The organism is Bradyrhizobium japonicum USDA 6 (genome assembly GCF_000284375.1).
In the GTDB taxonomy this organism is placed as follows: domain Bacteria; phylum Pseudomonadota; class Alphaproteobacteria; order Rhizobiales; family Xanthobacteraceae; genus Bradyrhizobium; species Bradyrhizobium japonicum.
Window position 1 is genome coordinate 2,361,815 of the sequence record NC_017249.1, and the last position, 19,003, is coordinate 2,380,817.

Sequence of the window (19,003 nt, forward strand, 5' to 3'; positions counted from 1 at the left end):
TCTGGCCGAAGCCGATTAACGCACTCTTAAAACTTGATGCCCCCGCCCGCCGTCGCGCTTGTTGAACACAGGTTTCCCACACAATGAATTCGCGCCCCAAATCTGCTCTCAAGAAGACTGCCTCCAGCAAGCCCGCTCTCCGCAAGCCAAGCACCAGGAAATCCGCCGCCAAGGCAAAGTCCTCCAAATCTTCGCCCGCAAAGCCTGCGAGCAAGACCGGCAGGCTTCCAGAGTGGAACCTCGCCGACCTCTATTCCGGGATCGATGCGCCGGAAGTGGCGCGCGATCTCGAAAGGATGGACGCCGATTGCGTCGCGTTCGAGACCGACTACAAGGGCAAGCTCGCCACAGGGACAGCAAACGAAGATGGCGGAAAATGGCTCGCCGAGGCGGTGCGACGCTATGAGGCGATCGACGATCTCGCCGGGCGTCTCGGCTCTTATGCCGGTCTCGTCCATGCAGGCGACAGCGTTGATCCCAAGATTTCAAAGTTTTACGGCGATGTCTCTGAGCGGCTGACGGCGGCGTCCACGCATCTCCTGTTCTTCGCGCTCGAGCTCAACCGCGTCGATGACGATATTTTGAACCGCGCGATGCAGGCCGCCGAGCTCGCGCATTACCGCCCCTGGATCGAGGATCTGCGCAAGGAGAAGCCGTACCAGCTCGACGACAAGCTCGAGCAGCTCTTCCTGGAGAAGTCGCAAACCGGCTATTCCGCCTTCAACCGGCTGTTCGATCAGACCATCTCGGGCCTGCGCTTCAAGGTCGGCGCCAAAGAGCTCGCGATCGAGCCGACGCTCAATTTTTTGCAGGACCGCGACGGCGCCAAGCGCAAGGCCGCGGCCGAAGCGCTGGCGAAAACCTTCAAGGCCAATGAGCGCACCTTTGCGCTGATCACCAACACGCTCGCCAAGGACAAGGACATCTCGGACCGCTGGCGCGGCTTTCAGGATGTCGCGGATTCCCGCCACCTGAACAACCGCGTCGAGCGCGAGGTGGTGGATGCGCTGGTTGCCTCGGTGCGCGCGGCCTATCCAAAGCTGTCGCATCGCTATTATGCGTTGAAGGCGAAGTGGTTCGGCAAGAAGCGGCTGGCTTACTGGGACCGCAACGCGCCGCTGCCGTTCGCCGCGACCGACGTGATCGGCTGGCCCGATGCGCGCAACATGGTGCTGACGGCCTATCGCGGCTTCTCGCCCAAAATGGCCGAGATCGCCGAGCGCTTCTTCACCGATCGCTGGATCGACGCGCCGGTGCGTCCGGGCAAGGCGCCGGGCGCGTTCTCACATCCGACCACGCCGTCGGCGCATCCTTACGTGCTGATGAACTACCAGGGCAAGCCGCGCGACGTGATGACGCTCGCGCATGAGCTCGGCCATGGCGTGCACCAGGTGCTGGCTGCGAAGAACGGCGCGCTGATGGCGCCGACGCCGCTGACGCTGGCCGAGACGGCGAGCGTGTTCGGCGAGATGCTGACCTTCCGGCGGCTGCTGGCGCAGACCAAGAGCGCCAGGCAGCGCCAGGCGCTGCTCGCCGGCAAGGTCGAGGACATGATCAACACCGTGGTGCGGCAGATCGCGTTCTATTCGTTCGAGCGCGCGGTCCATACCGAGCGCAAGAACGGCGAGCTCACCGCGACGCGGCTTGGCGAGATCTGGCTGTCGGTGCAGGGCGAGAGCCTCGGGCCGGCGATCGAGATCAAGGCGGGCTACGAGAACTACTGGATGTACATCCCGCACTTCATCCACTCGCCGTTCTACGTCTACGCCTATGCCTATGGCGATTGTCTCGTGAACTCGCTCTACGCCGTCTACGAGAATGCCGCCGAGGGCTTTGCCGAGCGCTATCTCGACATGCTCGCCGCCGGCGGCACCAAGCATTACTCCGAGCTGCTGCGACCGTTCGGACTCGATGCCAAGGATCCCAGATTCTGGGACGGCGGTCTGTCGGTCATTGCCGGGATGATCGACGAGCTCGAGGCGATGGGCTGAGGCGAGGCGCGAGTTCCTTCCCGGTGCACGGAATGCGGGTGTCGCAAGTTTTTGCGGCCCCCAGTTCCATCCATGCGCGTGGGCGACCTTCGCGGCGGAGGCCGGCAATTTGCTACGTGCGATTGAACGTTCGCGCGGCCCGCAAGACTAACTCAACAGATACTCGGAAATGATTTTCTACTATTGATTGTGGATTGATCGGTTTCTCCCTGGGGAGGCACCCATGCTCCATCAAGGGCCCGCCACGCCGGCTCCGATGGCGAGAAATGCTGCCGTCGTCGATCAGGAAACGCCCTGGTGCGAGAAGCACCATCAGATCGTCTGCGATGAGATCGAGGCGATCAACACCCGACGCGAGCCGGAACGGCGCCTCGACGCCGACGGCCTGCAACCCTGCCAGTTGCTCGACGTCGTCGGGCTTGCGTTGTCTGGCGGTGGCATTCGCTCGTCGGCCGTTTGCCTCGGCGTGCTCCAGGCACTGAACCACCACAATCTGATCGGCCGGATCGACTATCTCTCCACGGTGTCGGGCGGCGGCTATATCGGCACCTCGCTCAGCGCCACCATGACGACGGCACGGCGCTTTGTATTCGGCGAAAGACCCGTCGGCGGAACCGTCACGTCCGCCGAGATCAGCGATACGCCGTCGGTCGGACACCTGCGCAACTATTCCAACTATCTGATCCCTGCCGGGGCCCGCGATCTTCTGACCGGAGTTGCGATCGTCGTGCGGGGACTGGTCGCCAATATCGGGTTGACGTTGCCCATCGTGCTGCTGCTTGCCGCCGTCACCATCTGGTCGACGCCGCTGCGGAGCTGCCTTACGGATGCGAACATCTTCGGCATCAGTCTCAACAACAGGTCGTTGTGCGAGCTGCATGATTTCAGCGACCTCGATCGTTACGGGTTCAGTATATTCGGCCTGGTCGTCGCGCTGGTGATGTTCGCTTGCAGCGGGCTCGCCTATTTCGCCTCCCGCTCCGTCCGCGGCAGCGGTCCCAGCGTCGTCTTCGCCTATATTGGCGGGATCGCGCTGTTGCTGGGCGTCGCGTGCGACTTCGCGCGGTTTCTCAAGGTCCAGCATTTTGCGTTGAGCCTGTCGATCGCAATCATCGGGGGCGTCCTGTTTTTCGGATGGGCGCTCAAGCAGTCGCTCGCGAGCCCCGGCAAGCGGCAGGAGTTCCGATCGCATTGGCCGAGCATGGGCGCGACCTTCCTGGTGCTGCTGGCGGTGATCGCCTTCTTCGAGTTTCAACCCTTCATGCTGGAGCAGATGTTCGATGTCGCCGAGAGCAGCGCAATCGGTGGACCGGCTGCTGCGGTTGCGATCACCTGGATCAAGTCGCTCGCGGCGGTGGCTGCGCCAATCGGTGTCTTCGTCACCGCGTTCAGGCAGCAATTCGTGGAATTGCTGAAGGGCAACAGCGCATCCTCGCAATGGGGCTCGCTTGTGCTCGCGGTCGTCGCCAAGGTCGCGCTGTGGATCGCGGGCCTTGCGCTTCCGCTCGTCATCTGGGTCGCATACCTCTATCTGTCCTATTGGGGCATCGCCAACGATCTGTACGAGAGGTGCCCTTCCGTCATGGGCGCAACCTCCCAGCGAGAGTGCCTGGTCAATGCCAAATCGAACGCGCTGTCCGGCAGCCTCGCAGGCAGGATTCAGTTCGATGCCAGCAAGGGGACCTTGTCGGCGGAAATCACGCCGAAAGCCGCGCCGCAGGTCGTGGCAGATGCCGAGCAGCTGACGCCGACCTGGCACACGCCCGCCTGGCTCCTGTTCCTGGCTCAGAAAGCGGGGCAGGTGGTTCAGGTGCGTTTTCCCAGCCTGTTCCAGGGCAACGCTTCGGAGCTCGCCTATTCCTACAGTCTGCACATGGTGATCCTCTACACGTTCGCCGGCGTCCTGCTGTTCGCCATCTCGTTCTGCCTGACGCCGAATGCGAACTCGTTGCACCGGCTCTATCGCGATCGCCTGAGCAAGGCCTTCCTGTTCGATCCGACGCGTTCGGCCGACGGGCGCGTCGCGCCCGCCGAAGCCAGTCTCGACCAGGGGCGCGATTTCAAGGCGCTCGATCGCATGAAGCTGACGGATCTCTACGCCGCTCCGGCCGCGACGGCCCGGATTCCGGGGCAGCAGGCTGCGCCGAAGCTGCACGCGCCCTATCAGCTCATCAATACTGCGCTGAATATTCAAGGCTCCGACTTCGCCAACCGGCGCGGACGCAACGCGGACTTCTTCGTGTTCTCCGCCCTGAACGTCGGCAGCGAGGCGACGGGCTATGCGCCCACCGCTCTCGTGCAGGACGACGAGCAAAGTCTCGATCTCGCCACCGCAATGGCGATTTCCGGAGCCGCGGCCTCCTCGAACATGGGGTCGAGCTCGATCAAGGCGCTGACGCCGACGCTTGCACTCCTCAACGTCCGGCTCGGCTACTGGCTGAAGAACCCGCGTTACGTCGATGAGCGTGTCCGGCCGCAGCGCCGCTCCACGCCGATCTATTTCTGGTCGGAGATCTCGGGGCGCCTGTACGAGAACAGCGACAGCGTCTATCTGACGGACGGCGGCCATATCGAGAATCTCGGCGTCTACGAGCTGTTGCGCCGCCGCTGCAAGGTGATCATCGCGGTCGATGCGGAAGCCGATGCGCCGATGAATTTCGGTTCCCTGATGACGTTGCAGCGTTACGCCCGCATCGATCTCGGCGTCCGCATCGACCTGCCATGGACGCCGATTCGCGAGCGCACGCGTGCGCTGATGGCGCGCAATGCCGACAAGGCGGGCGATCCCGGCGCGGCCGACGAGCGCGACGACATTGCGCGAGACCACGTCCACGTCGCGATCGGCACCATCGACTATGGAGGCGACGAGCAGGGCTATCTCGTTTACGTCAAATCGTCGCTCAATGGCGACGAGAACGACTATATCCGGGACTACGCGCGGCGAAACGACCGCTTCCCGCACGAGACCACGGGTGACCAGTTCTTCTCGGAAGAGCAGTTCGAGGTCTACCGCGCGCTTGGCTTCCACATGGCGCACGGTTTCCTGTCCGGTGACAATCCGGTCGCGGTCGGGTCCGGCGTCGATCCGCATATGGCCCTATTCACCGAAGCGGGCGAGCCGGCGATCGACGCGGTCCGCGAGGCGCTCGGTCTTCCGGTACCCCGGCGGCAAACCGCAAGCGTCACCGCCACGATGATCGATCAGGGCTGAGCAGCGCGACAGCCGGATTCCCGGCAATCGGAATTCCAAATCACCTGATTTGCCCGAAAACCGGCCATCGGTGCCGTTGCCCTGCCCGAAGGTTTGCGGTATCCCAGCCCAAGAATTCGACTTTCGACTGGGGACAATACATGGCTGACCATAGCGAAGTGGCGTACACCACCGCCGACGGCAACGACTACGTTGCCCACGAGCAGACCTATGAGGGCTTCATCAAGCTGGTGAAGTACGGCACGGCCTCGGTCGCGCTCATCGTGATCCTGATGGCGATCTTCCTGACCTGACCTATCGGCAGCTGCACACGCCAGCAGCGGCTGCCGCCTACAAAATTTGCATCCAAGCCGGTCCCAAAACCGGTATCGAACGCTGCGGGAGTAACGCTTAAGTTTGCGCGCGCGCTGTCCCGCGTCGCCGGAGGGCCTATGAAGATCGCCGTTGCCAAGGAAATCGATCCGTCGGAGCCGCGTGTTGCCGCTTCGCCTGATACGGTGAAGAAGTTCAAGGCGTTGGGCGCCGAGATCGCCGTCGAGCCGGGTGCCGGCCTCAAATCGGGCCTGCCGGATTCCGAATTCACCGCCGTGGGCGCCACCGTCAGCGCCGATGCGCTGAAGGACGCCGACATCATCATCAAGGTGAAGCGTCCTGAGGCCTCCGAGCTCGCGCAGTACAAGCGCGGTGCGCTCGTCATCGCCATCATGGACCCCTACGGCAACGAGGCCGCGCTGAAGACGATCGCCGATTCCGGGGTCTCCGCCTTCGCGATGGAACTGATGCCGCGCATCACCCGTGCGCAGGTGATGGACGTGCTGTCGTCGCAGGCGAACCTTGCCGGCTACCGCGCCGTGATCGAGGGGGCCGAGGCCTTTGGCCGCGCCTTCCCGATGATGATGACCGCCGCCGGCACCGTGCCCGCCGCAAAGGTGTTCGTGATGGGCGTCGGCGTTGCCGGCCTCCAGGCGATCGCGACCGCGCGCCGCCTCGGCGCCATCGTCACCGCGACCGACGTGCGGCCCGCGACGAAAGAGCAGGTGGAATCGCTTGGTGCGAAGTTCCTCGCCGTCGAGGACGAGGAGTTCAAGAACGCGCAGACCGCCGGCGGCTACGCCAAGGAAATGTCCAAGGAGTACCAGGCCAAGCAGGCCGCGCTCACCGCCGAGCACATCAAGAAGCAGGATATCGTGATCACGACCGCGCTGATTCCGGGCCGGCCTGCGCCGAAGCTCGTCAGTGCTGAAGTGGTCAAGTCGATGAAGCCGGGCTCGGTGCTGGTCGATCTCGCGATCGAGCGTGGCGGCAATGTCGAGGGCGCCAGGCCCGGCGAGGTCGTCGACCTCGATGGCATCAAGATCGTCGGCTACACCAACGTCGCCGGCCGCGTCGCGGCCTCGGCCTCCAGCCTCTACGCACGCAATCTGTTCTCCTTCATCGAGACCATGGTCGACAAGAAAGAGAAGAAGCTCGCCGTGAACTGGGACGACGAGCTCGTCAAGGCCACCGCCCTGACCAAGGACGGCGCCGTGATCCACCCGAACTTCCAGCCGAAGGTTTAAGGAGAGCCGCCATGGAGCATGCAGCACAGGTCGTCGACCCCTTCATCTTCCGGCTGTCGATCTTCGTCCTCGCCGTCTTCGTCGGCTATTTCGTGGTGTGGTCGGTGACGCCGGCGCTGCACACGCCGCTGATGAGCGTGACCAACGCGATCTCGTCGGTGATCGTGGTCGGCGCGCTCCTCGCCGGCGGCGTCGCCAATGTCTCGAGCGGCTCGGGCTGGGCACGCGCCTTCGGCTTCGTCGCGCTGATCTTCGCCTGCATCAACATCTTCGGCGGCTTCCTTGTCACCCAGCGCATGCTGGCGATGTACAAGAAGAAGTCGAAGTAAGCGGCCACCTCGGGCTGATGGGATCAATGGGGACCTGAGATGAGCGCCAACCTCTCTGCATTTTTGTATCTCGTGGCGGGAGTGCTGTTCATCCTGTCGCTACGCGGGCTGTCGAGCCCGGCTTCGTCGCGCCAGGGCAATCTGTTCGGCATGATCGGCATGGCGATCGCGGTCGCCACCACGCTCGCCAACCATCCGCCGGCAGACGGCCTCGCCTGGGTGCTCGTCATCGTCGGCATCGCCATCGGTGCCGCGATCGGCGCGGTCATCGCCCGCCGCGTGCCGATGACCTCGATGCCGGAACTGGTCGCCGCCTTCCACTCGCTGGTCGGCATGGCCGCGGTGCTGGTCGCCGCGGGTGCGTTCTACGCACCCGAGGCTTTCGACATCGGCACCCCCGGCAACATCCATCCGCAGAGCCTGGTCGAGATGTCGCTCGGCGTCGCCATCGGCGCGCTGACCTTCACCGGCTCGGTGATCGCGTTCCTGAAGCTGTCCGCGCGGATGAGCGGCGCGCCGGTCATCCTGCCCGCCCGTCACATCATCAACATCGCGATTGCCGTGGCGCTGGTGTTCTTCATCGTCCGCCTGGTCCTCACCGGCGGCGCGCTCGACTTCTGGCTGATTGTCATCCTGGCGCTGGCGCTCGGCGTGCTCATGATCATCCCGATCGGCGGCGCCGACATGCCGGTCGTGATCTCGATGCTGAACTCCTATTCCGGCTGGGCCGCGGCCGGCATCGGCTTCACGCTGGGCAATTCCGCGCTGATCATCACCGGCGCGCTGGTCGGCTCGTCCGGTGCGATCCTGTCCTACATCATGTGCCACGCGATGAACCGGTCCTTCATCTCGGTCATCCTCGGCGGCTTCGGCGGCGAGACCGCTGCGGCCGGCGGCGGTACGGGCGAGCAGAAGCCGGCCAAGCTCGGCTCGGCCGATGACGCCGCCTTCATCATGAAGAACGCCTCCAAGGTCATCATCGTGCCCGGCTACGGCATGGCGGTGGCGCAGGCGCAGCACGCGCTGCGCGAAATGGCCGACATGCTGAAGAAGGAAGGCGTCGAGGTGAAGTACGCCATTCACCCGGTCGCGGGCCGCATGCCCGGCCACATGAACGTGCTGCTCGCCGAGGCCAACGTCCCCTACGACGAGGTGTTCGAGCTCGAGGACATCAACTCCGAATTCGCGCAGGCCGACATCGCCTTCGTGATCGGCGCCAACGACGTCACCAACCCGGCGGCCGAAGAGGACAAGACCTCGCCGATCTACGGCATGCCCGTCCTGCAGGTCTGGAAGGCCGGCACCGTGATGTTCATCAAGCGCTCGCTCGCCTCGGGCTATGCCGGTATCGACAATCCGCTGTTCTACCGCGACAACACCATGATGCTGCTCGGCGACGCCAAGAAGGTCACCGAGAACATCGTCAAGGCGATGTAGGGCGGGAAGGCGAGCGGACCGTGGCCCTGAACAGGGAGTGGCACCGGTCCCATCGCATGCCACCGAAAGCGACGCGCGAGCAGCGTGTCGCATGGCACGCCGCCCATGCGGCGGCGTGCGGCTGCCGCGAGATTCCCTTGAGCATCCGGCCGGACGTCCTCAAACTGCTCAAGAGCCGCCGCAAGTCCTGAACTCCGGAATGGCGGGCCGCGATGACATTCCTGAAATGGACCGCCACCATCCTTGCGGCCGGCTACCTCGCCGGTCTCGTCCTGCTGTTTGCCAAACAGCGCGCCATGCTGTTCCCGATACCGACGGCCGAGCGCACGGCGCCCGCTGCCGCGGGACTTCCAGACGCCGAAGAGCATGTCCTGACGACGTCCGACGGCGAGAAGGTCATCGTCTGGCACGTGCCGCCAAAGCCTGGCCGTGCCGTGGTGCTGTTCTTCCACGGCAACGGTGATTCTCTGGCCGGCCTTGCCGGGCACTTCAAGGCGATCACGGCTGACGGCACCGGTCTCGTCGCGCTGTCCTATCGCGGCTACGCGGGCTCCGGCGGCGCACCGGGCGAAGATGGCCTGCTGCGCGATGGCGCGGCTGCGTTTGCGTTCGCGACGGCGCGCTATGACGCCCGGCGTCTCGTCGCCTGGGGCTTCTCGCTCGGGACCGGCGTTGCGGTCGCCGTCGCCTCCGAACATCCGGTCGGGAAGCTGATCCTCGAGGCGCCCTATACGTCGATCGCCGACGTCGCCGCCGCGCATTTCTGGTTCGCTCCGGTTCGTCTCCTGATCCGCGACCCCTTTCACTCGGATGAGCGCATCGCACGCGTCACGGCGCCGCTCCTGATCATGCATGGCGCGCAGGACCAGACCATCCCGATCGCATTCGGCGAGAGGTTGTTTGCGCTGGCTCGCGAGCCGAAGCAGTTCGTCCGCATTCCCGGCGGCGGGCACGACGATCTCGGCAGCTTTGGCGCCATCGAGATCGCACGAAACTTCATCAATGGGTCCTGAGGGCTGACGTACGCGATCTTCTCGCGCATAATCGGTCTCCCATTTGAAGGAATCGCCCGCATGAGCGCACACGGACCGATGCCGCGGTCGTCCTGGATCTTCCCCGCTCTGGCGGTGCTGCTGTTCCTGATCGTGACCGCGACCGGATACGGCTTCACGCTGACGGCCGGGGGCGGCCTGTTCGCGATCGTCCTGCTGGTGATCCTGTTCGGCACCGTGTTCGCGGCCGTTCATCATTCCGAGGTGATTGCCGAGCGTATCGGCGAGCCCTACGGCACGCTGCTGCTGACGCTGGCGGTGACCATCATCGAGGTCGCGCTGATCACCACGATCATGCTGGGCGACAAGCCGGCGCCGGAGCTCGCGCGCGACACGGTGTTCGCGGTCGTGATGATCGTCTGCAACGGCCTGGTCGGCCTCTGCGTCTTCATCGGCGGCCTGCGCTACCGCGAGCAGGGCTTTCAGGTCTCGGGCGCCAACGTCTATCTCAGCGTGCTGATCGCGCTGGCGACCATCACCCTGATCATGCCCAACTATACGCTGACGACGCCGGGCCCGATCTATTCGACGCTCCAGCTCGGCTTCGTCGATCTCGCAACGATCGTGCTCTACGGCGTGTTCCTCTACACCCAGATCGTCCTGCACAAGGACTACTTCGTCCACGAGAGGGCGGACGGCGAGGGCGGAGAGGCGCATTTGTCGGGCAGGATGCTGGTGCTCAGCATCGTGCTGCTGCTGATCTCGCTGCTGGCGGTCGTCCTCCTCGCCAAGAAGTTCTCGCTGGTCGTGGACGCGGTCGCCGCCCGAATCGGCGCTCCGCCGGCGTTCGCGGGCCTCCTCGTCGCGCTCCTGATCCTCATGCCGGAGGGCGTCTCGGCGATTGCGGCGGCGCGCAAGAACGACCTCCAGAAGAGCATCAACCTGGCGCTCGGGTCCTCGCTCGCAACCATCGGCCTGACCATTCCGGCGGTCGGGATCGCCACCTACGTGCTCGACCAGCCGCTCGTGCTGGGCCTCAATCCCCCGAACACGGCCCTGCTGTTCCTGACATTCTTGTTGAGCATGCTGACTTTCGGGACCGGCAGGACCAATGTCCTGTTCGGGCTGGTCCATATGGTGGTATTTGCCGTTTACGTGTTCATGGTTTTCGTGCCGTAGAAGGAAATTCCCGATGCTTGCCGCCAAATCCGAGGTCCAGGTCGACAACGAGCAGGTCCGGGTCACCGAATGGCGGCTCGCCCCGGGCAGCGCGACCGGGCATCACACCCACGGCATGGACTATGTGATTGTTCCCGTCGTCGCCGGCGAGATGACCATCGTGGCGCCCGGCGGCGAGCGTTCCAAGGCGCAGCTCGCGGCCGGGAAATCCTACTTTCGCAAGGCCGGGGTCCAACACGACGTACTTAACGAAACCTCAACCGAGATCGTGTTCCTTGAGATCGAGCTGAAGCCGTAAGGCGGGCGTTACCCTTTGCCATCGATCCGTCGCAGTTGATCCCTTACAATGCCCCAAAGTTCCCGCATCTGATCGCGCGGGGAGTGGCCGAGAAATGCTGAAATACCTCGCTAAAATCTCGATGGATATTTTCCCCTCGGTGCTCGCGACGATCATCGGGGCGTACATCGTTAACCACTACATCAACGCCAAGCCGGCGGCCGATGCCCCCGCGGCCGTGGTAGCGCCTGCCGATGCCGGCAAGAGCGGCAAGCCCTCCGATGTGGCCAACCTCCCGGCTCCCGGCGTCAAGGCCAAAGGCGTCTCCGAGAAGAGCGTGACCGACAAGGCGGCGGCCGAGAAGCCCGCCGACAAATCCGGCGAACACCCGGCCGAGACCAAGGCCGCCGACGTTGCTCCCGCCGAGACCAACCCGCGCGGCCGCAACCCGGCGCGTGAGAAGGCGGCCGCCAAGTCCGCTCCGGCTGTCGCGGCTCCCGCCACCACCCCGGTGGTCGAGGCCAATTCGGCACCGGCGTCCCCGGCTGCGACCCCCGACGCCAACGATCTCGCGCGCGCCGCCATCGAGCGCCTGCGGAAGTCGCCCGAGGGCAAGGCCGCCGAGGCCAGATCTTCCGAAACCAAGTCTTCCGAGAGCAAGCCTTCCGAGGCCCGCCCGGCTGAAACCAAGTCCGTCGAGAGATCGCCGGAGCCTGCGGTTCGGGAAGCCTCCCGCACCCCGGAAGCCCCGCGTGTCATTCCTGCGGAGTCGTCCGCGCTCCGTCCGCTGCCGCCGCCGATCACGGTGTCGACGCCTTCGTCCGAAGCCTATGGCAGTGGCGGCGCGTCGCCGGTTAATCCGCCCTACACCGCCTCGATCGGCAACGACGATCCGAACCGGATGACGCCGCCGGCCGACATTCCGGTGCCGGTGATCGCGCCGCCACTCGACCTGCGTGCCGATGTCAGCGCGACCATGCCGCGGCCGAAGAAGACCAATGTTGCCGACGAGATGCTGTCGGGCATGAAGTCGATGTTCCACTCCGTCCTGCCGAAGAGCGCCACCCCCGATTAAGGCGGTGGCTGAGAGCGTTTTCGAGCGGAGTGGACCCCGGTTCGCGTGAAGAAAACCCGTCAAAACGAGAATCTCTAGCCGCGCTGTCAGCCGCCGACGCGGGCGAGGCCGCTGCGGGCGGTATCGTCGCGTGGGCGTAGGGCGACCGCCTTGTTGTAGGATGTGGCCGCCTTGGCCTTGTCACCCAGCCGCTCATAGGCCTGTCCGCGCGCGGTCCACACCTGCACGTTGTGCGGATCGGCCTCGGAGGCCTCATCGAGATCGGCTGCCGCTTCCTTGACCTTGCCGATGGCGATGTAGCTGATGGCGCGGCCGAGCAACGGCTCGACCTTTTGCGGATTGAGCCCGTTGGCGGCGCTGAAATCGGCGATGGCGAAATTATGCTCGTTGTTGCCCTGATAGATCAGGGCGCGACCATAAAGTGCTTGTGCGTTGTAGGGATCGAGCGCGACGGCCCGGTTGAACTCGTCCAGCGCGCCGGCCGTCTCCCCCGCCTTTGCCAGGGTCTGGCCCTTTGCGGTGTGAGCCTGGGCCTCGCTGACATTGCCGGCGCTGACCGCGCTGTCGGCGGCCGTCGCAGCCGCCTTGGGCGCCTCCTGCGGCTTCTCCTTCTCGGGCATCATGGAGCCCAGGTCGAAGGAGCAGCCGCACAGCACGATCCCCATCAAGCCGAGCGCGAACGGCTGTCGCCAGATCTGGCGTAGCCGCGCCAGGCGGCGTTCGGGGAAAGGGGAGGCCATCTACGGTTCGCTCGCGCTGGTGCCGCATCGGTAGTGCCCCCGTCCCAGAGAAGGCACCGCTCACAAAACAATAACGCGGGCCAGGGGCCCGCGTCATCGAAAACTGAAGTCTTGGAAAACTGAAGTCTGGCAAGCCAGGCGGAATCAGCGCGGTCCGCGCGGACCTGCACCCGGGCCACTGCGGCCGCCACGATCACCGCCGGGACCGGCGCCGAACACCGGCTTCGGCTTCATCGGCAGCAGGCCTTCACGCTGCAGCTTCTTGCGGGCCAGCTTGCGCGCGCGGCGCACGGCCTCAGCCTTTTCACGGGCCTTCTTCTCGGAGGGCTTTTCGTAGTGACCGCGGAGCTTCATCTCGCGGAAAATTCCCTCGCGCTGCATCTTCTTCTTCAGCGCCTTGAGGGCTTGATCGACATTGTTATCGCGAACGAGAACCTGCACGCGGCATCCTCTTCAGTGGATCGGATTTGAATTCTGGTAAGTCAAAGGGGATGGCGAAAACGCACAAGCCCTTAACCTTGAGGGCGCGGATGTATCAGACAAAACCCGCGATGTCCACCTGCCAAGCAGGTTTTCGGGCCAAGTTCAGCCATTAAATAAGGCGAAAATACCTCCGTGCGGCCCCGATTTGGGTGGTTTAGCGCCAAGGGCGGGGCAGTTCCCGGAGCTCTGTTCCGGAAATTCCTGGAATTAGGGGAGACGCTACATGGATATGAAGAAATACGCTGCCGAGGCGATCGGCACATTCTGGCTCACATTCGCAGGCTGCGGCAGCGCGGTGATCGCCGCCGGCTTTCCGCAGGTCGGGATCGGCCTGGTCGGCGTGTCCCTAGCGTTCGGCTTAAGCGTCGTCACCATGGCCTATGCGATCGGGCACATCTCAGGCTGCCATCTGAACCCGGCCGTCACCGTCGGGCTTGCCGCCGGCGGACGCTTCCCGGCGGGACAGATCCTGCCTTACGTGATCGCGCAGGTCTGCGGCGCCATCGTCGCCGCCCAGCTGCTTTACATAATCGCCAGCGGTGCTCCCGGATTCGACGTCAGCAAGGGTTTTGCGTCGAATGGCTACGACGCGCATTCGCCCGGCCAGTACAGCTTGATCGCCTGCTTCGTCACCGAAGTGGTGATGACCATGATGTTCCTGTTCGTCATCATGGGCGCCACCCATGGCCGCGCGCCCGCGGGCTTCGCTCCACTCGCGATCGGGCTCGCGCTGGTGATGATCCATCTCGTCAGCATCCCCGTCACCAACACGTCGGTGAACCCGGCGCGCAGCACGGGGCCCGCGCTGTTCGTCGGCGGCTGGGCGCTGTCGCAGCTCTGGATGTTCTGGGTCGCACCGCTGATCGGCGGCGCGCTGGGCGGGGTGCTCTATCGCTGGCTCAGCGAGGAGCCCACAGGCGTCGTCGCGGGCGCGAAGACGGCCTGATCGAAAGGCGGGATCGCGGCACGCGCCGCGGTCCCGCTACTTGCCCTTCGTCGGCCTGACTTCGGTGACGTGGCCCATCTTGCGGCCGGGGCGCGGTGCGCCCTTGCCGTAGATGTGCACGGTCGCGCCCGGCACGCTCAGCCACTTCTCGTAATCGTTGATCTCGTCGCCGATCAGATTGGTCATGGTGACGATTTCGCCGTGGCGCACGGCCTTGCCGAGCGGCCAGCCGGCAATGGCGCGGATGTGCTGCTCGAACTGCGAGACCGAGGCGCCGTCGAGCGTCCAGTGTCCGGAATTGTGCACGCGCGGGGCGATCTCGTTGACCAGCACTTTCGGCCCGGTGCCGTTGGCGAGCACGAACATCTCGACCGCGAGCACGCCGACATAATCGAGCGCGCCGGCGATCTTGCCGGCGATGCTGCGCGCTTCTTCCGCGAGCGCATCCGGAATCTGTGCGGGCGCGCGGGATATCTTCAGAATGTGGTCGCGGTGCTCGTTCTCGGTGACGTCGAAGCACTCGACCTGGCCGGTCGCCGAGCGCGCTGCAATCACGGAGATCTCGCGCTCGTACGGGATGAAGGCTTCCAGGATCGCCGATTTGGTGGCGAGGCTGGTCCACACCTTGGCGATGTCGTCGCCCTCGCGGATGATGGCCTGGCCCTTGCCGTCATAGCCGAAGCGGCGGGTCTTCAGCACCGCCGGAAGGCCGATCCGGGCGATCGCCTCGCGCAGCGAGGAGACCGAGGTGACGTCGGCATAGGCTGCGGTGCCGATGCCGAGCCGCGTCACGAAATCCTTCTCGGCGAGCCGGTCCTGGGTGGTCTCGAGGATCTTGCGGTTGGGCAGCACCGGGCGGCGCGCGTCCAGCACCATCGCGGCGGCAGACGGCACGTTCTCGAATTCGTAGGTGATGACGTCGACGTCGTTGGCGAACAGCTCGAGCGCTTCGACGTCGGCATATTCGGCGCAGGTCGCGTTCAGCACGACGTCGAAGGCGGGCGAGTCCGGATCGGGCGAGAATACCTGGCAGCGCAGGCCGAGCCGGGCCGCAGCCATGGCGAGCATCCGCCCCAATTGTCCGCCGCCGAGGATTCCGATGGTGTCGCCGGGCTTCAGCTTCACCTGCTTTGCGTCAGTCACGCCTTGTCCTCCGGGCGCTCCGCAACTGCCTCGGTCTGTGCCTTGCGCCAGGCGGCGAGACGGTCGGCCAGAGCCGGGTCGGACAATGCGAGCACTGAAGCTGCAAGCAGCGCCGCGTTGATCGCGCCGGCCTTGCCGATGGCGAGGGTGCCGACCGGGATGCCCGCGGGCATCTGCACGATCGAATAGAGCGAATCGATGCCCTTGAGCGTCCTGGATTCGACGGGAACGCCGAGCACGGGCAGCTCCGTCAGCGCCGCCGCCATGCCGGGCAGATGGGCAGCGCCACCTGCGCCGGCGATGATGACCTTGTAGCCTGCCGCCTTGGCGCCCTTGGCGAATGCAAACAACCGGTCGGGGGTGCGGTGTGCCGAAACGATGCGGGTCTCGGCGGCAACGCCGAGCGCTGCGAGCGTGTCGGCGGCATGCCGCATTGTCTCCCAGTCCGACTGGCTTCCCATGATGATGGCGATCGGCGCGGTCATGACGTCAATTGTGCTCGGAAAACAGAAAGATAGGCCAGATTAATGGTTCCGGCCGGTGGCTCGCAAGGCGGTGGCAAGGAGAAGGGAATGCACTATCCTGTCTTGGTGAATCCCCGCAAGCCTTCATTGAGCAGGATGCCCATGAAGAAACCAAAAAGGGCAGGCGCTGCGAAGGCCAAAAAGGGCCGGAAGACCAGCGCCAGCCGCTCCAAAGCTGCCCCCAGGCAGCTGGCGAAGCGCTCGGCCAAGCCGGCGCGGCGCGGAGCGCCGGCTGCCGACGACGCCAGGGCGACCATCCGCGGCTTGCGGAGCAAGCTCAAGGAGGCGGAGCGGCGGGTCGCGGAACTGGAAGCTGCGGCCGACACCGATTTCCTGCTCGAGATTCCGAACCGGCGCGGCTTCGAGCGCGAGCTCGCGCGCGCCATCGCCTATATGAAGCGCTACCGCGCCAGCGGCGCGCTGATCGTCCTCGACGTCGATCGCCTGAAGCCGATCAACGATTCCTTCGGCCATGCCGCCGGAGACGAGGTGCTCAAGGCGATTGCGGCCACCCTGACGCGGCAGGTCCGCGCCTCGGACGTGGTCGGCCGGCTTGGCGGCGACGAGTTCGCGCTGCTGCTCTGGAATCTCAGCGAGACCGACGCCAAGGCGAAGGCCGCGACCCTCGAGCAGGCGATCGACGAATTGTCGTTTGCCTTTCGCGGTCAGCGCGTGACCGCGGGCGCTTCCGCAGGTGTCGCGCTGCTGGGGGCACAGTCCGATGCAGGCCGCGCGCTGGAGGAGGCTGATGCCGCCATGTATGTACGCAAGGCGCACCGGCGGCACGAGCCGCGGATCAGGCTGGTCAGCAACTAGTCACATGAATCTAAAGTTCGCCACATAAAGTCTGCTGGGCTTTGTGGCAAAAGCGTTTGACGGAAGCCAAGATCTGGTCTGCGGACTTGGTCCATTTGAAGGGCTTCGGGTTGTTGTTGTGCAATTCGATGAAGGTACGGATGTCGGCTTCGAGCTGCCTGACGGAGGTGTGAACACCTCGCCGGATCTGCTTTCTGGTGAGTTCAGCGAACCAGCGCTCGATCTGATTGATCCACGACGCGGAAGTCGGCGTGAAGTGGACATGATAGTGCGGCCGGCGAGCGAGCCACGCTTTAATCTTGGGGGTCTTGTGGGTAGCGTAGTTGTCCATGACGATATGGACAGCGAGCCCCTCAGGGATTTGAGCGTCGATCTCTTTGAGAAACTTCAAGAACTCGAGCGCCCGATGGCGCTTGTAGCATTTGCCAATGACGAAGCCGGAAGCGACATCGAGCGCGGCAAACAGCGTGGTCGTACCATGCCGCACATAGCTATGCGTGCGACGTTCCGGCACCCCAGGCATCATCGGCAAGACCGGCTGCTCGCGATCGAGTGCCTGGATCTGGCTTTTCTCATCGACACTGAGGACAACGGCTCGGTTAGGCGGCGACAGATAAAGCCCGACAATATCGCGCACCTTATCGACGAATAGCGGATCGCTCGATAGTTTAAATGTCTGGCTGCGGTGCGGCTGCAAGCCGAACGCCGTCCACATTCGGCGGATCGTGGTGTGAGAAAAGCCAGTATCCGCAGCCATCGAGCGGATCGACCAGTGCGTTGCGTCGGGCGGCGTCGTACGCAATGTCCGCTCGATTACCTCGGCAACCTGATCATCGTCGATGGTTCGAGGGCGGCCCGGGCGGGCTTCGTCAAGCAGGCCATCACAACGATCCTTCAAGAATCGGCGGCGCCACTTGCCGACGGTGTGTTCATGGATGCCAAGTTCGGCAGCCACAGACTTGCTTGGCAGACCATCTGCACACCGCAGGATCGCGCGGCATCGCTCAGATAGCGATCGGGCTACACGATGACGACGAACTTGCCTCTCCAAGTACGCCCGCTCCTGCGAACTCAGCACCAACGGCGCGATCGGCCGGCCTTTCACACCTGCATTCGCCACGAGCGCTCTCCTCTCTAGAGATCCGAGCGATCAACTAATGTCACGAACTTCCGTTCCAGATGACTAGGGCGTGTGCTCATAAATCCGAGATGTCCGCTTAGCTCCCAATAGCAGCGCAGAAGGGGACATTGCACGAGGTCCGCTGTGGGCCAAAACCGGACTCATGCGGTGCAGCAAAACGCCTTGGCCGCATTCGTTTTCAAATGCCGCCTTTATGAGAATGGCGATCGGAATCCCTAGAATTCCTATGCCTTAAAGAATACTCCGTCGCTTCTGGTCAGGCTATCCGCCGAACGCGGGAAGACACATTGCGCCTAGAAAGGGCTCCGAAGTGAACATCAAAGCAGTCGCCAAGCCGGCCCGCACCCTTCTTAGCCCGAATGATCACGCGTTGATCCTGATCGACCACCAGTCGCAAATGGCATTCAATACCAAGTCGATTGACATCACTACTCTGCGTACGAATGTCGCGATGCTCGCTCGCGCGGCAAAGGGCTTCAGGGTTCCGACGATCGTCACGACGATTTCGAAGGATACCTTCGCGGGTCCGCTGTTCAGTGAAATCGCGGATGTCTTTCCGAACGCGGAGGTCATCGACCGCACGACCTCGAACGGCTGGGAAGACGAGAATCTCATCCGCCGCGTCAACGCCATCGGCAAGGACCGCTTGGTTATGTGCGGCCTGTGGACCTCCGTCTGTTGCAATGGTCCCGTGCTGTCGGCACTAGAGCAAGGCTATGAAGTTTATGTCGTCACGGATGCGTGCGGCGACTGCACGATTGAAGCGCATGAGCGGGCGATCGCGCGCATGATACAGGCTGGTGCACGTCCGATAACGTCGCTGGCCTATCTCTTGGAGCTGCAGCGGGACTGGGCGCGTCTTGAGACCTACGAGCTCACTGTCGGCATCGCGAAGCAGTACGGCGGCCCGTTTGGCGTGGGCCTCCAGTACGCTAAGACAATGTTCGAAACCCACGGGGGCCAGAAGGGCTAATTTGCAGAGGGTCTCGCCCGACACGGCAGAGGATTCCCATCCAGCAACTCTTGCGTCGCGTATTCTGAAAACAGAACGAGGTCCGATATGGGTCAAAACTGCTTTGAGCACAGATAGTCCGCTGCGCTCCGGGAGCTGACCCTGATCCAGCCGTTTATGAGTACACGCCCTAGGGCATGATCTTCGC

At 64.1% G+C, this 19,003-nt stretch carries 18 protein-coding genes; 13 read left to right on the forward strand and 5 right to left on the reverse strand.

Annotation, left to right across the window (positions count from 1 at the left end):
• Positions 1-83: 83 nt before the first annotated feature.
• From BJ6T_RS11025 to BJ6T_RS11070, 10 genes are all read left to right on the forward strand, one after another.
• Entirely contained in the window at positions 84-1,991 is a 1,908-nt protein-coding gene (locus BJ6T_RS11025) for a M3 family oligoendopeptidase (RefSeq protein ID WP_014492431.1), read from the forward strand.
• A 223-nt stretch (positions 1,992-2,214) separates the two neighbouring features.
• Positions 2,215-5,202: a patatin-like phospholipase domain-containing protein gene (locus BJ6T_RS11030; RefSeq protein WP_014492432.1), complete on the forward strand. Its 2,988-nt coding sequence runs from the start codon at positions 2,215-2,217 to the stop codon at positions 5,200-5,202.
• 140 nt (positions 5,203-5,342) lie between these two features.
• Entirely contained in the window at positions 5,343-5,495 is a 153-nt protein-coding gene (locus tag BJ6T_RS11035; protein WP_008136857.1) for an aa3-type cytochrome c oxidase subunit IV, read from the forward strand.
• 138 nt (positions 5,496-5,633) lie between these two features.
• Positions 5,634-6,761, forward strand: a complete 1,128-nt coding sequence (locus tag BJ6T_RS11040; protein WP_014492433.1) for a Re/Si-specific NAD(P)(+) transhydrogenase subunit alpha — start codon at positions 5,634-5,636, stop codon at positions 6,759-6,761.
• Positions 6,762-6,772: 11 nt separating this feature from the next.
• A complete protein-coding gene (locus tag BJ6T_RS11045) occupies positions 6,773-7,090 on the forward strand; it encodes a proton-translocating transhydrogenase family protein (protein WP_014492434.1) in 318 nt (105 codons plus the stop codon).
• 39 nt (positions 7,091-7,129) lie between these two features.
• Positions 7,130-8,527, forward strand: coding sequence for an NAD(P)(+) transhydrogenase (Re/Si-specific) subunit beta (locus BJ6T_RS11050; protein WP_014492435.1), 1,398 nt, complete (start codon positions 7,130-7,132; stop codon positions 8,525-8,527).
• 212 nt (positions 8,528-8,739) lie between these two features.
• Positions 8,740-9,540 (forward strand): alpha/beta hydrolase, encoded by an 801-nt coding sequence (locus BJ6T_RS11055; RefSeq protein ID WP_014492437.1) that lies wholly within the window; start codon positions 8,740-8,742, stop codon positions 9,538-9,540.
• A 60-nt stretch (positions 9,541-9,600) separates the two neighbouring features.
• Positions 9,601-10,698, forward strand: a complete 1,098-nt coding sequence (locus BJ6T_RS11060) for a calcium:cation antiporter (RefSeq protein WP_014492438.1) — start codon at positions 9,601-9,603, stop codon at positions 10,696-10,698.
• A 13-nt stretch (positions 10,699-10,711) separates the two neighbouring features.
• On the forward strand, positions 10,712-10,996 hold the full coding sequence (locus BJ6T_RS11065) for a cupin domain-containing protein (protein ID WP_014492439.1): 285 nt from the start codon (positions 10,712-10,714) through the stop codon (positions 10,994-10,996).
• A gap of 94 nt (positions 10,997-11,090) precedes the next feature.
• The gene (locus BJ6T_RS11070) at positions 11,091-12,050 is read left to right on the forward strand and encodes a hypothetical protein (protein WP_014492440.1); all 960 of its coding nucleotides are present in this window, start codon (positions 11,091-11,093) and stop codon (positions 12,048-12,050) included.
• A gap of 86 nt (positions 12,051-12,136) precedes the next feature.
• Here BJ6T_RS11070 and BJ6T_RS11075 read toward each other — a convergent pair whose 3' ends face one another.
• Together BJ6T_RS11075 and rpsU are read right to left on the reverse strand one after the other, a co-directional pair.
• The gene (locus tag BJ6T_RS11075; RefSeq protein WP_014492441.1) at positions 12,137-12,790 is read right to left on the reverse strand and encodes a tetratricopeptide repeat protein; all 654 of its coding nucleotides are present in this window, start codon (positions 12,788-12,790) and stop codon (positions 12,137-12,139) included.
• A 144-nt stretch (positions 12,791-12,934) separates the two neighbouring features.
• Positions 12,935-13,231: a 30S ribosomal protein S21 gene (gene rpsU, locus BJ6T_RS11080; RefSeq protein WP_014492442.1), complete on the reverse strand. Its 297-nt coding sequence runs from the start codon at positions 13,229-13,231 to the stop codon at positions 12,935-12,937.
• Between the two features lie 265 nt (positions 13,232-13,496).
• Here rpsU and aqpZ point away from each other — a divergent pair, with 265 nt between their 5' ends.
• Positions 13,497-14,219 carry an aquaporin Z gene (gene aqpZ / locus BJ6T_RS11085; RefSeq protein ID WP_014492443.1) on the forward strand — a complete coding sequence of 241 codons (723 nt, stop codon included), beginning with the start codon at positions 13,497-13,499 and terminating at the stop codon, positions 14,217-14,219.
• A 36-nt stretch (positions 14,220-14,255) separates the two neighbouring features.
• Here the strand turns inward: aqpZ and BJ6T_RS11090 are convergent, their stop codons facing one another.
• Positions 14,256-15,362 carry a 5-(carboxyamino)imidazole ribonucleotide synthase gene (locus BJ6T_RS11090; RefSeq protein WP_014492444.1) on the reverse strand — a complete coding sequence of 369 codons (1,107 nt, stop codon included), beginning with the start codon at positions 15,360-15,362 and terminating at the stop codon, positions 14,256-14,258.
• The gene (gene purE, locus BJ6T_RS11095; protein WP_014492445.1) at positions 15,359-15,847 is read right to left on the reverse strand and encodes a 5-(carboxyamino)imidazole ribonucleotide mutase; all 489 of its coding nucleotides are present in this window, start codon (positions 15,845-15,847) and stop codon (positions 15,359-15,361) included. The genes BJ6T_RS11090 and purE overlap by 4 nt, the downstream gene beginning before the upstream one ends.
• A gap of 141 nt (positions 15,848-15,988) precedes the next feature.
• On the opposite strand from purE, the gene BJ6T_RS11100 reads away from it, so the two are divergent.
• Positions 15,989-16,702, forward strand: a complete 714-nt coding sequence (locus BJ6T_RS11100; RefSeq protein WP_014492446.1) for a GGDEF domain-containing protein — start codon at positions 15,989-15,991, stop codon at positions 16,700-16,702.
• Between the two features lie 10 nt (positions 16,703-16,712).
• Here the strand turns inward: BJ6T_RS11100 and BJ6T_RS11105 are convergent, their stop codons facing one another.
• Positions 16,713-17,822 (reverse strand): IS630-like element ISBj5 family transposase, encoded by a 1,110-nt coding sequence (locus BJ6T_RS11105; RefSeq protein WP_011085265.1) that lies wholly within the window; start codon positions 17,820-17,822, stop codon positions 16,713-16,715.
• A gap of 331 nt (positions 17,823-18,153) precedes the next feature.
• Here BJ6T_RS11105 and BJ6T_RS11110 point away from each other — a divergent pair, with 331 nt between their 5' ends.
• Positions 18,154-18,816 (forward strand): hydrolase, encoded by a 663-nt coding sequence (locus BJ6T_RS11110; RefSeq protein ID WP_014492447.1) that lies wholly within the window; start codon positions 18,154-18,156, stop codon positions 18,814-18,816.
• The last annotated feature ends 187 nt before the right edge of the window (positions 18,817-19,003 follow it).